At 37.4% G+C, this 12,657-nt stretch carries 15 protein-coding genes; 11 read left to right on the top strand and 4 right to left on the bottom strand.

What is annotated here, in order from left to right; translation table 11 throughout:
• Positions 1-94 precede the first annotated feature (94 nt).
• Both ccsB and JNUCC51_RS00820 read left to right on the top strand, forming a co-directional pair.
• On the top strand, positions 95-1,264 hold the full coding sequence (ccsB, locus tag JNUCC51_RS00825) for a c-type cytochrome biogenesis protein CcsB (protein WP_337990389.1): 1,170 nt from the start codon (positions 95-97) through the stop codon (positions 1,262-1,264).
• Positions 1,265-1,275: 11 nt separating this feature from the next.
• Entirely contained in the window at positions 1,276-1,722 is a 447-nt protein-coding gene (locus JNUCC51_RS00820; protein WP_337990388.1) for a hypothetical protein, read from the top strand.
• A gap of 47 nt (positions 1,723-1,769) precedes the next feature.
• Here JNUCC51_RS00820 and JNUCC51_RS00815 read toward each other — a convergent pair whose 3' ends face one another.
• From JNUCC51_RS00815 to JNUCC51_RS00805, 3 genes are all read right to left on the bottom strand, one after another.
• Complete coding sequence (locus JNUCC51_RS00815) at positions 1,770-1,970, bottom strand: cold-shock protein (RefSeq protein ID WP_053592785.1); 201 nt, start codon at positions 1,968-1,970, stop codon at positions 1,770-1,772.
• Between the two features lie 220 nt (positions 1,971-2,190).
• Entirely contained in the window at positions 2,191-2,817 is a 627-nt protein-coding gene (locus JNUCC51_RS00810; protein ID WP_337990387.1) for a response regulator transcription factor, read from the bottom strand.
• Complete coding sequence (locus tag JNUCC51_RS00805; RefSeq protein ID WP_337990386.1) at positions 2,810-5,002, bottom strand: sensor histidine kinase; 2,193 nt, start codon at positions 5,000-5,002, stop codon at positions 2,810-2,812. The genes JNUCC51_RS00810 and JNUCC51_RS00805 overlap by 8 nt, the downstream gene beginning before the upstream one ends.
• 208 nt (positions 5,003-5,210) lie before the next feature.
• Here JNUCC51_RS00805 and JNUCC51_RS00800 point away from each other — a divergent pair, with 208 nt between their 5' ends.
• From JNUCC51_RS00800 to JNUCC51_RS00785, 4 genes are all read left to right on the top strand, one after another.
• Positions 5,211-6,131 carry a hypothetical protein gene (locus tag JNUCC51_RS00800; protein WP_337990385.1) on the top strand — a complete coding sequence of 307 codons (921 nt, stop codon included), beginning with the start codon at positions 5,211-5,213 and terminating at the stop codon, positions 6,129-6,131.
• An 85-nt stretch (positions 6,132-6,216) separates the two neighbouring features.
• Positions 6,217-7,194 (top strand): thymidylate synthase, encoded by a 978-nt coding sequence (locus JNUCC51_RS00795; RefSeq protein WP_337990384.1) that lies wholly within the window; start codon positions 6,217-6,219, stop codon positions 7,192-7,194.
• Between the two features lie 645 nt (positions 7,195-7,839).
• Entirely contained in the window at positions 7,840-7,992 is a 153-nt protein-coding gene (locus JNUCC51_RS00790) for a hypothetical protein (RefSeq protein WP_337990383.1), read from the top strand.
• Between the two features lie 401 nt (positions 7,993-8,393).
• Positions 8,394-8,609: a hypothetical protein gene (locus JNUCC51_RS00785; protein ID WP_337990382.1), complete on the top strand. Its 216-nt coding sequence runs from the start codon at positions 8,394-8,396 to the stop codon at positions 8,607-8,609.
• Between the two features lie 47 nt (positions 8,610-8,656).
• Here JNUCC51_RS00785 and JNUCC51_RS00780 read toward each other — a convergent pair whose 3' ends face one another.
• Positions 8,657-8,908 carry a hypothetical protein gene (locus JNUCC51_RS00780; protein ID WP_337990381.1) on the bottom strand — a complete coding sequence of 84 codons (252 nt, stop codon included), beginning with the start codon at positions 8,906-8,908 and terminating at the stop codon, positions 8,657-8,659.
• A gap of 140 nt (positions 8,909-9,048) precedes the next feature.
• On the opposite strand from JNUCC51_RS00780, the gene JNUCC51_RS00775 reads away from it, so the two are divergent.
• From JNUCC51_RS00775 to aspA, 5 genes are all read left to right on the top strand, one after another.
• Complete coding sequence (locus JNUCC51_RS00775; RefSeq protein ID WP_337990380.1) at positions 9,049-9,249, top strand: hypothetical protein; 201 nt, start codon at positions 9,049-9,051, stop codon at positions 9,247-9,249.
• 45 nt (positions 9,250-9,294) lie between these two features.
• Positions 9,295-9,501 (top strand): hypothetical protein, encoded by a 207-nt coding sequence (locus tag JNUCC51_RS00770; RefSeq protein WP_049665546.1) that lies wholly within the window; start codon positions 9,295-9,297, stop codon positions 9,499-9,501.
• 113 nt (positions 9,502-9,614) lie between these two features.
• A complete protein-coding gene (locus tag JNUCC51_RS00765; protein ID WP_134024742.1) occupies positions 9,615-10,025 on the top strand; it encodes an Rrf2 family transcriptional regulator in 411 nt (136 codons plus the stop codon).
• A gap of 74 nt (positions 10,026-10,099) precedes the next feature.
• Positions 10,100-10,729 (top strand): NAD(P)-dependent oxidoreductase, encoded by a 630-nt coding sequence (locus JNUCC51_RS00760; RefSeq protein ID WP_337990379.1) that lies wholly within the window; start codon positions 10,100-10,102, stop codon positions 10,727-10,729.
• Positions 10,730-11,227: 498 nt separating this feature from the next.
• Complete coding sequence (gene aspA / locus JNUCC51_RS00755; RefSeq protein ID WP_337990378.1) at positions 11,228-12,646, top strand: aspartate ammonia-lyase; 1,419 nt, start codon at positions 11,228-11,230, stop codon at positions 12,644-12,646.
• Positions 12,647-12,657 lie beyond the last annotated feature (11 nt).

The following is a 12,657-nucleotide window of genomic DNA, read 5'->3' as shown; positions in this document are numbered from 1 at the left end:
AAAGTGGAATGACGGCACTTATTTTAGTGGATAACGTTCTTTTTATTGGGAACACTTATAAAGTTTCCCAAAAAATACTTTGGAGGATTTTGCATTGAGTAAAGAAACATTATTAAGTACAGCTAGTAATTCGTTGTTTGTTGCATTTATTTTATTATTAATCGCCATCATACCGATTGGGCTTGCCGTGAAATCAAAAGGAAAAATGTTTGGAAAAGTCGGGCTTCTACTTACATATATTGCTTTTACTTTACAGCTTGTTTATTTCATTTTAAGGTGGATTGCTGTTGATCATGCACCTGTAAGTAATATGTATGAGTTTATGACGTTCTTTGGCATCATGCTTACTGGTAGCTATTTGATCATTCATTTTTTATATAAGCAAATTGTTGTAGGCTTGTTTACTATCCCTGTGTCATTAATTATTCTCGGTTATGGAAGCGTTTTTACAAAAACGGTTTCACCACTTGTTCCTTCTTTGCAAAGCAATTGGTTAACGATTCATGTTATGACAGTTGCATTTTCTAGTGCTATTTTATCGATTTCGTTCGCAACTGGTATTATTTATTTGTTAAGAACATTAGATGTTTCTAAATTTTCGATTAGTACAGTTGCCTTGGAATTTGTTATGTATTGTTTAGTTGTCGTGATTGGCTTTATCGGAGTGGCAACATATTTTAACTTAGCAACAGATAAAGTTGAGGTTCAATTTGAAAATAAGCTAGATAAGGTAGAAACAGCAATTTATACGATGACACCGCTGATTGTCAATAAAGATGCAGTAACTTCTAGTGGGGATCAGGTTGGCGTTTTGCAGATTACAAATAAGATTGATGCGAAGAAATTGAATTCAATCGTTTGGGCATTTATCGTTGGAACGATTTTATATGCGGTGATTTTCCTCATTACGAGAAGACCGTTAATTGTTTCATTAAAGCCATTAACAAACCGTGTACAACCAGCATTAATGGATGAAATTACATATCGAGCTGTTGTTATAGGTTTTCCGTTGTTTGCTTTAGGTGGACTTTTGTTTGCCATGATTTGGGCACAGATTGCTTGGAGTAGGTATTGGGGCTGGGACCCTAAAGAAGTGTGGGCACTTATAACATTTTTATTTTATGCTGCTTTCCTTCATTTCCGACTTTCCAAAGGTTGGGAAGGGGAAAAGACAGCTTGGTTAGCGATTATTGGTTTTGGCATTATCGTGTTTAATCAAGTTTTTGTAAATCTAGTGATTGCAGGTTTACATTCTTACGCATAAGGATGTTTTGAATGAATTATTTTTTAAAACTAAATGTGGTGAGTATGTTATATGGATTTATGTTCTTTATTTCTCTTGAAATACAAGTAAATTATTATCGCATTGTGAGACTCACGGGGTGGGAAGGTCAATATTTCGATATTATAGTATTACTTGTGCATGGAGTTGGTTTTGTTGTAGCAACCATTGTACTATATAAACTGACATTAAAATGGATAGCGCATCGTTTATTAGTCTATTGGACAACCGTTTTTTGGCTGCCCTATACAGTGCTATTCATTTTAATATTTGTAAATGTGTATCCGATCACTTACCAGGGAGATATGCCAGCGCCAGTACAAGGGTTGATTCTTTTTGCAATGCTCTTGTTTTATCCTTTTTATATTGGAACTTTGAATATGATATGCTATCTTTCAAAATCAGAAGCTGTACAAACCGTGAAAAAGAGACATCCATAAATTTGGATGTCTCTTGAATTTTGCACTGTTTATTCTAAAGCTAAAAATTAAAGCTTTACAACATTAGTTGCTTGTGGTCCGCGGTTACCTTCTTCAACGCCAAACTCTACTTTTTGGCCTTCTTCTAAAGTTTTGAAGCCATCAGATTGAATAGCAGAGAAGTGTACGAATACATCATTTCCACCTTCTACTTCGATAAAACCAAAACCTTTTTCTGCGTTAAACCATTTTACTGTACCTTGTGTCATGTGAACAACCTCCCAAAAAAATTAAACAATCATATTGCTTCGATGCTTGCAAAAAAATCACATATTCAAAAGCGCGTATTACTTTTGAATACGTGATTTTAACGACTAAGATGAAGTAATGTAATTATTGTGTCTTTATTATATAACAGGTCCAGACATTTATCCAGTATATTCCGCTTTTAGTAAGAAAAAATTTACAATTAATCTATTTACAAGATAATTAGTTGATCCATGCCTTCTCTTTAGCGACAATTACTGCCTCTGCACGTGATTCTACGTTTAGTTTGACAAAAAGTTTGGATAAATAGTTTTCAACGGTGCGCTGTGTGACCCCAATGGCTGAAGCAATGGCTTTATTTGTACAGCCTTGTGCGACAAGCTGTAATATCTCTTGCTCCTTGTCGCTTAATAAAATCTCTTGCTGTACATTATGTAGATTGGTGCGCTGCTGTACAAAATCTAAAAAGTCAGCTGCTAGTAAGATTTCGCCTCTAAGTGCGGCTTCAATGGTTTGAATAACTTGCTGTTTTGTGGCAAGCTTTGATAATAGTCCATCGACTTTTTTTTCGATCAGAAGTTCGTAGTAATCGGAAAGCTCATAGCCTGTATACAGTAAAATCAGTGCCTCTGGTTGCTTTTTCTTTATCATTTCTGAAAGCTGTATGCCATTGATTGGCTTCATATTTATATCGATTAAAAATAATTGAAATGCTTGAGCATCCATTCTAGATAGAACAGCTGCACAATCTTGCTCTGTATCTATCTGGACATTTGGTAAATCCTGCAATAGTGTCTTTGTACCATCTAAAACGACAGGATGGTCATCTACAATAAGAATATCAATCATATGATTCCACGTCCTCTAGTATTTGAATAAATATATGCATTCCTTCATTATGACTGGAGGTTATAGTTATGTCTCCATTAAAAGCACGGACACGTTCTCGAATACCGTTAATGCCCATAGAAGTTGAAGATTGCATTAAATCTTCAATATCGCAGCCAATACCATTATCATCATATTGGAGGATAAAACCGCCATTTATCACTTGTAGTTTTAGTAAAACCTCAGTTGCTTCAGCATGCTTAATTGCATTATTTAAAAGCTCCTGCACAAGGCGATAGACGACTAAATGTAAGGTCGCATCCTGAAAGTGGACACGTTCTATTTGGGCTTTTAACAAAAAGTCGGCACGAATTTTCACCTTTTGAATCAGTTTTTTTAAGGCGATTTGAAGCCCAAATGTGTCAAGCAATGGAGGGCTTAGATTCTCACAATACTCACGTAAATCCTTCGATGCATTTAGCAATTGCTCTCGAATATCTAATACCTTTTCTTTTTCAATAATAGGCAGGCTAGAAATAACATCTAACTCTCTCGCTAAATGAAGTTGCTCCTGCAAAATGGTGTCATGTAATTCCTGTGCTAAAATACTTTTTTCCTTTTCAATGATATTCCATAATAATTTGTCGAGCCAAGGAAACTGTGTTTCATTATTATCCTGCATATGCCTTATTTCACATATTAGATCTTCAATAAGCTTTAAATTATCAATAAACATTGAAACATAGAGGGCAAGTAACTCTAACCAAAGAAGCTCTTCTTTTTGTAATACATGTCTAATCTTTAATATAATTTTTTCTTCACCTGTGTCATGTAATAGCAGATGAGTCGTTTCATTCCCTATGCTGACCTCGCTATGAGTTAATGGTACATCTTCCGTTATTGATATAATTGTAAAAGCAGTAGTACCAAGCTTTTCTGTTATCTCATACTTGAATTGATCAAGTAATTCTTGCTGATTTTTTACTTTACCCATACGATTAACGGCAGCATATAAATTATGTACATAATTACCAGTAGATGAAAAAATAATTTTTCGATATTTAAAATCAAGCTGCTCTTTTATATAGAAGCTAGCAATGATGACTAGGAATACAAGTATAAAGATACTTGTAATTTCAACAATCGATAATTTGTCTATAAACAGCAGGGTAATGCCTGTAGTTAATATTAATGCACAAGAAAAGGCAAGTGTTGAATAATAACGTAAACGTGATAATTGATATTCAATATCGAATAATCGTTCATTCACTTGAATGAAAATAAAAGAAAAAGGAATAAACAATAAAAATAATGAAGCTACCTCAGCATGTAAAATAATGTTTAGACCAAATATTTCAGGCATGACGAAAAGTAGTAAAAATGGCAAGAAAGGTATAATAAACGCAATGGTGATTAGACGGATTTTTGCCAGTTTAGTTCGTAAATAACTCGATAGTAAAATAAAGATAGCAAAGAGCACTAGTACAGCAAACATTCCTAATTTAATTAATGATGTGATCGTCCAGAAATCAGAATTAATTGTTTTTATGAAGTCACTGCATGGAATAAATAGTAATGTTAAATAAAGCCATTTCGTATTCAGGTACGGCCACTCAATATGTAGGTAGCGGAAATAAAATTGTAAAAAGTGAATAAAAAGCACCATGCATAAAACTATACCAATACTTATTACAAATCCTCCAATTAGATTTCCTCTAATCGAGGCTCCTGTACTTATATAAGTCAATGAACAGGTTAATAAAAATAATAATAGTAGAATAGTTAATAGATTATCTTTGTTTCTTCGCCATAAATAGATAGCAACGCCAAAAGATAAAACAAAATAAAAAAGTGGGAAAATAATTTGTAAATAAAATTCTTCCGGTATATCTTTATGCTTAACTGAAACAGAATGAACATCCCCATTAGCCTTCATAAACGTTAGTTCCTTAGCGCTTCTAACGAAAGAATTGAGTTGGATATAACGAACATCTTCTGGCGGCTTGCCATCGATTGTCAGTAGAAGATCACCTTTTTCGATGTTATTTTGCTGTGCCCAATTTGGATAATAAAACTCAGTCATGATTGGTTGTTCACTATTTGTTTCCAGGGTAATACCAATATAAGGTATTTGCATTGCCACTACGAGTACATAAATACCGAGGAGTAGGTAGGTTATGAAAATACTATATGTCCACTTACTCATCGTTTTCTCTCTATTATTTGCATGATAATATTGCCCCATTTCAATCTTAAGTACCTATATATTATCCATAATTTTTGGTAGTTTTGGAATACCGAAATAAAGTCTTTCGGAAAACCACTAATGTTTTTTCGGAATAACGAAGTAGTTTTTTCGGTGTAGCCTATGATAGTGTAAATCTAGCATATGTGACGAAAAGGGGGAGCGTTGCATGAAAAAGAAAGGGTTGCAATTAATCCTTTTTTTTCTAGTTGTCATAATATCGTACCCGAAGACAACAATCGCTAAGGACTTTGAGAATGATACGGTGATAGTAGATATTTGCATTATTGGGGGTGACAATCGTTTTGTCTATAAGATTCCAAAGCATTTACATAATAATACGCCGTTTGTGGAGATGAAGAATAATATTGAATCTTCCTTAGAAAGTCATTGGAAGGTCGGGGATGCTCGTTATGAAGCTCACCAGACAGATGTTGCATATACTTTTTCCATTAACGATTTAATTAATGAAAAACAAAATGGGCAAATGAAGGTAGCGATACCATATACTTTTTTAGTAGGAATGTTTGGTAAAAATGATGACATTCAATTACGCATTTTGGCAAGCAAATTAATCGACTGGGAAGCCAACTCAAAGGATTGGGCAACGCTCGGCTTTGTGGAACCGCCCACTAATTTTAGTAAACAGGAATATGTTTATGAGGGAGAGGTTAACGAGCTACTACAGCGGAGGGTAGGACATTTTAATGGCACGGTTATGAAAGGGCAATTGGTTCTACATAGTGTTATTTATTTTATCTTTATTATTGCACAACTTATCGCTTGTATATTCTTATCAAGACGCTTAAAAAAGAGAATTATTGAAAATCCAGAAAACATGCATCAGTTCCGAAAGCTTAACTATATGTACCAAATCATTCCGTTAATGATTATCGGTGTGCAAATTGTATTTTTAGTCATGTCAGGGTTACTGACTGCTTTTAGTCTCTATTTTTCACCAGGGATGGATCTTCTACTTATTATTGTTCCTATTTTATTTAATATTATTTTGTTACCAACGTATTTTGTCACAATTGAAAGTGAAGTTTCAAAAGAGCTAGAAAACAATTCTTTTAGTTCAGATATGTGAATATTGTTTTTATTTTTGGGAGTCCAAATGTAGTTGTTAGATGTTATAATGGTCAACAGCATACTTGAAGGAGCTGATGATTGACATGGCGCATCCAGAAATCGCGTACTTAAATTTATTACAACATATATTAGAGAATGGCGTTAAAAAGGAAGATCGTACAGGAACAGGTACATATAGTGTATTTGGCTATCAAATGCGATTTGATTTAAGCAAAGGCTTCCCTCTTTTAACAACTAAACGTGTACCATTCAAACTTGTAGCAAGTGAGCTACTTTGGTTCATTAAAGGGGATACAAATATTCGTTATCTACTGCAAAACAACAATCATATTTGGGATGAATGGGCTTTTAAAAAATGGGTTGAGTCTGATGAATATTCAGGTCCTGATATGACAGACTTTGGTCGTCGTTGTTTAGTGGACGAGTCATTCAATGCTGATTACAAAAAAGAGTTAGCATCATTTTGTGAGCGTGTTTTATCAGACGATGAATTTGCACGTAAATACGGAGAGCTTGGGAATGTTTATGGAAAACAGTGGCGTAATTGGACAACATCAACAGGGGAAAGCATCGATCAATTACAAGATGTAATCGATCAAATCAAACACAATCCGGATTCTCGACGCATTATTGTCAATGCATGGAATCCAGAGGATGTTATCAATGCTGGAGCAAAGGGCAGCAAAGCCGCATTACCTCCATGTCACGTGATGTTCCAATTTTATGTCGCAAATGGTAAATTAAGCTGTCAGCTAATGCAAAGAAGCCTTGACACATTATTAGGCTGTCCATTTAACATTGCCTCATATGCATTACTAACGCATTTAATTGCACACGAATGTGGTTTAGAAGTTGGCGAATTTATTCATAGCATAGGGGATGCTCATATATATTCAAATCACGTGGAGCAAGTAAAAGAACAGCTTTCACGCGAGCCTAAGGACCTACCAACCTTAAAAATTAATTCAAATAAAACGTCAATTTTTGACATAGAACTCGAAGATCTTTCTATTGAGGGCTATGATCCACACCCAACAATTAAAGCACCAATTGCCGTTTAAACTGAAGCAGCAGCCGTTTAGGTTGCTGTTTTTTTAAAAGCGAACAAACTGCGAAGCCTCGGGAAAAGAGCTGGTGATCTGGAATAAATTGGCGAAGAGAGGAATGGCAGTCAGAGTGAAGAGGGAAAGCTGTGGCAGTTCGAGTTCGAAGGGAGGAGCTCAGAGCGACGGATAGCGGAGTCGAAGTCGTGGATAGAACCGGCAGAGCGAGGAATAGTAGTCAGAGCGACTGAGAGTAGAAGAAGAGCCGAGGCGTGGATAGATTGCACAGAGTGGCGGAAAAGTAGGAAGAGCGTGGATAGAAAATAGAGTGATGGATAGATACGGCAAAGTCGTGGATAGAAAGGTCAAAGCGTCGGAAAGAACTGGAAAAGCGAGGAATAGCAGTGGCAATTCGACGGGAGGAGCTCAGAGCGACGGATAGCGGAGTCGAAGTCGTGGATAGAACCGGCAAAGCGAGGAATAGCAGTCAGAGCGAAGGGAAAGCAGTGGCAATTCGACGGGAGGAGCTCAGAGCGACGAATAGCGGAGTCGAAGTCGTGGATAGAACTGGCAAAGCGAGGAATAGTAGTCAGAGCGACTGAGAGTAGAAGAAGAGCCGAGGCGTGGATAGATTGCACAGAGTGGCGGAAAAGTAGGAAGAGCGTGGATAGAAAATCCAGAGTGATGGATAGATACGGCAAAGTCGTGGATAGAAAGGTCAAAGCGTCGGAAAGAACAGGCCAACCGATGGAAAGAAGAGTCAGAGCGACGGATAGAACCGACCAAGTGACGGAAAGAAAAGAGAGCGAAGGATAAAAAGGCCAAAGCGACGGAAAGAACTGGTCAATCGACGGATAGAAGAGTCAGAGCGACGGATAGAAGAGTCAGAGCGACGGATAGAACCGTCGAAGTGACGGAAAGAAAAGAGAGCGACGGATAAAAAGGCCGAAGCGACGGAAAGAACAGGTCAACCGACGGAAAGAAGAGTCAGAGCGACGGATAGAACCGTCGAAGTGACGGAAAGAAAAGAGAGTGACGGATAGAAAGGCCGAAGCGACGGAAAGAAGAGTCAGAGCGACGGATAGAACCGTCGAAGTGACGGAAAGAAAAGAGAGTGACGGATAGAAAGGCCGAAGCGAAGGAAAGAACAGGCCAACCGACGGAAAGAAGAGTCAGAGCGACGGATAGAACCGACCAAGTGACGGAAAGAAAAGAGAGTGACGGATAGAAAGGCCGAAGCGACGGAAAGAACAGGCCAACCGATGGAAAGAAGAGTCAGAGCGACGGATAGAACCGACCAAGCACGGAAAGAAAAGAGAGTGACGGATAGAAAGGCCGAAGCGACGGAAAGAACTGGTCAATCGACGGATAGAAGAGTCAGAGCGACGGATAGAACCGACCAAGTGACGGAAAGAAAAGAGAGCGAAGGATAAAAAGGCCAAAGCGACGGAAAGAACTGGTCAATCGACGGATAGAAGAGTCAGAGCGACGGATAGAACCGTCGAAGTGACGGAAAGAAAAGAGAGTGACGGAAAGAAAGGCCGAAGCGACGGAAAGAACAGGCCAACCGACGGAAAGAAGAGTCAGAGCGACGGATAGAACCGACCAAGTGACGGAAAGAAAAGAGAGTGACGGATAGAAAGGCCGAAGCGACGGAAAGAGGAGTCAGAGCGACGGATAGAACCTGCAAAATCGTGGATAGAACAGCCAAAATCGTGGAAAGAAACGCCAAAATTATCCTATATTTTGTATAGAGCCAAATTCTCTAGTGCTTTATGTGAAAAACGTTTAAATTTATGAAAATTTTTCCGATATAAGTTTTAATCTCGAAGTCCTAATAAAATTATAGAGGTGAATGATGTGAGGAGATCATTGATTTTTCAAATAGAAGGAAGAGGGCGTGAGCAGCGTTTAAGGACGAAATGGCTTACGAGTAGTCCTCAACAACAAGAGGAATTTAATCATCAACATGAGCTACCACACATCTCTACAAAATTAACACAGGAGCAAATACATAAAATGATGCAAGTTATTGAGGAAATTCGCCTGAATCGTTATAAAGAAAGACTGTAAATGTAAGCGCCTTCTAAGCTATAATAGTTGAGGAGGTGTTTATTAATGAACGTGATATTTGTAGATTCGGTTTTAGGTACAGAGCTTTTACAAATGGTGTCACATGATGTGGCAGGCATATTAGCTGCGGCTCAGGGGGAAAGTGTGACATTTCCACTCGGCCATTTTAAGTATGAATTTCATAACTTAGACTTTTATGAGCAAGATGGAGAAATACGACAGGAATTAGTCATTTATGTAAAGAAAATATAGCCATCGTATAATACTCCGTAAAATAGCAAAAATAAATACAGGTGTAAGTAGAGCAATTTGTTTGCTTTTATTCATACCTGTAACTATAATAGTTACAACAGGTGGTGATACATATGGTGAACAGTCGATTTTCGGTAGCGATCCATATACTTTCGCTTATTGCAACAACATCTGATAAGAGCCAGCTAACGTCTGATTTCATCGCAGGGAGTGTGAATACAAATCCAGTGGTCGTGCGACGAATGATTGGGGTGCTAAAAAAAGCGGGCTTGCTTACATCACAACCGGGTATTGCGGGCTATGAACTTTTAGTGGAACCAAAAGATTTAACGCTATTAGCCGTTTACCATGCGATTGATGGGCCAGAGCAGTTATTTGCGATTCATGATGAGCCAAATCCGGATTGTACAGTTGGTCGAAAAATCCAACGGACATTGGAAGGTGTTTATACATCTGTTTGGCATGCAATGGAAGAACAATTACAAGCACAAACTTTACAGGATGTGCTAGATCAACTTCGTTAAAATCAACGAAGTCGGTCTTTTGTATCTAACCTGTAACTAAAATGGTTACAAATGAAAAATTGGAGGAATTAATTATGAAAATAGCAGTAATTGGTGCAACAGGGAAAGCAGGACAAAAAATTGTAGAGGAGGCACTACAACGTGGTCATGAAGTAACTGCGATTGTACGTTCAGCAACAAAAGTAACGGCAAGTATTCCTGTAATAGAAAAGGATGTTTTAGAATTATCTCAAGAAGGTGTAAACGGCTTTGATGTAGTAGTAAATGCATTTGGTGCTCCTTTTGGTCAGGAGGAATTACATGTAAAAACTGGCCGTCATTTAATTGATATTTTCACTGGTATTAATACAAAATTAATTGTTGTCGGTGGAGCGGGTAGTCTGTTTGTTGACCCAGAAAAAACTGTTCGAGTAATGGATACACCAGATTTTCCAGAAATGTTTTATGCGACAGCTAAAAACCAAGGTGAGAATCTACGTGACTTACAACAATCTACTATTACTTGGACATTTATAAGCCCATCAGCTTTCTTTGATCCAGAAGGTCCACGTACAGGTAGCTATATTACTGGAGAAGATCATTTATTAGTAAATGCTGCTGGTGAAAGTTATGTTAGCTATGCTGATTATGCCGTTGCGTTATTGGATGAAATAGAAAATCCAAAGCATGTTAACAGCCGTTTTACAGTTTCTTCTAATAAATAATCATTTAGAAAGCACAAAGCCGATTCCGGACACAATGCCGAGGCATAATTGATTATTAGCTGAACTAACATAAACAATTAGTTCAGCTTTTTTATTGTGATAAATGAACAATTGGGAATAATTATCTCGCATTGTAGTAGTACGATTGGTGAAGATTAATAATTAGTGGGGGATGAACCCACTGGTTTAAGTTTTACTTTTTGTTTTTCAGATACTGTTGATATAAACTTTTTTTGCTTCTAACCCTTTAACTTCTTCTAGCAAATGTCTTTTGTACTGAAAGCATTGTGATAGCTCCGCTTTAGGCGGTGAGATGAATGCAGAATAATTCGATATATTAACCATCTTGTCCATTTACTGGTCTTATTAGTTTCGGTTTTTAGGGAATAATAATATCTTTTCATGGAAATTTTCATTTTCCAGACAATTGACTGTTTACAATACTGCATTAATTAGCTACTATCAAGTGTGAGGATTACATAAAAGGAGACGACAATTATGTCCACACAACGTATAGAAAAAGACTTTTTAGGTGAACGTACCTTACCAAGCAATGCTTATTATGGAATTCAGACGCTTCGTGCAACTGAAAATTTCCCGATTACAGGATATACAATCCACCCTGCACTTATTAAAGCAATGGGTATTGTAAAAAAAGCAGCTGCTTTGAGTAATATGGAGGTACACCTACTTTCAACAGAAATCGGAGATGCAATTGTCGCTGCTGCACAAGAAGTTATTGACGGCGAGTGGGATGCTGAATTTATTGTTGACCCTATCCAAGGTGGAGCTGGCACATCTATTAATATGAATGCCAACGAGGTTATTGCTAACCGTGCCTTAGAGATTTTAGGCAAAGAAAAAGGGGACTACAAAACAATTAGCCCAAACAGCCATGTTAATATGTCACAATCAACAAACGATGCTTTCCCAACAGCAATTCATATTGCTGTATTGAATTTGATAGATGAACTACTTCTTACAATGGAAAATATGCAAGCGGTGTTCCACCAAAAAGCGGAACAATTTGCGCATGTTATTAAAATGGGACGTACGCATTTACAAGACGCTGTACCGATTCGATTAGGGCAAGAATTTGAAGCATATTGCCGTGTTATCACTCGTGATATTGTTCGTATTCGCCAAACTCGCCCAAATCTATATGATGTAAATATGGGAGCTACAGCTGTTGGTACAGGTTTAAATGCATTCCCTGACTATATTCAATCAGTTGATATACATCTAGCTGAAATTTCAGGATTGCCACTTAAAGGCGCTACACACCTTGTGGATGCAACACAAAATACAGATGCTTATACAGAAGTATCAGGCGCATTAAAAATCTGTATGATTAATATGTCGAAAATCGCTAATGACCTTCGCTTAATGGCATCTGGTCCACGTGCTGGATTAGGGGAAATCATTTTACCAGCTCGTCAACCAGGATCTTCTATCATGCCAGGTAAAGTAAATCCTGTTATGCCAGAGGTTCTGAACCAAGTTGCTTTCCAAGTAATTGGTAATGACCATACGATTTCTTTAGCATCTGAAGCAGGACAATTAGAATTAAACGTTATGGAGCCCGTACTTGTCTTTAACTTAATTCAATCTATTAGCATTATGAATAACGTATTCCGAGCATTTACTCAAAATTGCTTGAAGGATATTGAAGCAAATGAGGACCGCATGAAAGAATATGTGGAAAAAAGCGTTGGTGTATTAACAGCAGTGAACCCGCATATTGGCTATGAGGTAGCTGCAAGAATTGCGCGTGAAGCAATTTTATCTGGTCGTTCAATTCGTGAGCTTTGCATTGAAGAAGGTGTACTAACGAAAGAACAATTAGATTTAATTCTAGATCCATATGAGATGACACATCCAGGTATCGCAGGATCAAGTATTATGAAATTAAAATAATTTATTTTAAA

It is taken from the genome of Lysinibacillus sp. JNUCC 51, from assembly GCF_015999525.1.
Taxonomy (GTDB): Bacteria; Bacillota; Bacilli; order Bacillales_A; family Planococcaceae; genus Lysinibacillus; species Lysinibacillus xylanilyticus.
This window is presented reverse-complemented; position numbering and strand designations above follow the sequence as displayed.

Bases quoted from the DNA above. Each gene is read 5' to 3' on its own strand.
- JNUCC51_RS00765 (WP_134024742.1), top strand. From the start codon at position 9,615: ATGGTGAACAGTCGATTTTCGGTAGCGATCCATATACTTTCGCTTATT.
- aspA (WP_337990378.1), top strand. From the start codon at position 11,228: ATGTCCACACAACGTATAGAAAAAGACTTTTTAGGTGAACGTACCTTA.
- JNUCC51_RS00770 (WP_049665546.1), top strand. From the start codon at position 9,295: ATGAACGTGATATTTGTAGATTCGGTTTTAGGTACAGAGCTTTTACAA.
- JNUCC51_RS00820 (WP_337990388.1), top strand. From the start codon at position 1,276: ATGAATTATTTTTTAAAACTAAATGTGGTGAGTATGTTATATGGATTT.
- JNUCC51_RS00800 (WP_337990385.1), top strand. From the start codon at position 5,211: ATGAAAAAGAAAGGGTTGCAATTAATCCTTTTTTTTCTAGTTGTCATA.
- JNUCC51_RS00815 (WP_053592785.1), bottom strand. From the start codon at position 1,970: ATGACACAAGGTACAGTAAAATGGTTTAACGCAGAAAAAGGTTTTGGT.
- JNUCC51_RS00795 (WP_337990384.1), top strand. From the start codon at position 6,217: ATGGCGCATCCAGAAATCGCGTACTTAAATTTATTACAACATATATTA.
- JNUCC51_RS00810 (WP_337990387.1), bottom strand. From the start codon at position 2,817: ATGATTGATATTCTTATTGTAGATGACCATCCTGTCGTTTTAGATGGT.
- JNUCC51_RS00760 (WP_337990379.1), top strand. From the start codon at position 10,100: ATGAAAATAGCAGTAATTGGTGCAACAGGGAAAGCAGGACAAAAAATT.
- JNUCC51_RS00805 (WP_337990386.1), bottom strand. From the start codon at position 5,002: ATGAGTAAGTGGACATATAGTATTTTCATAACCTACCTACTCCTCGGT.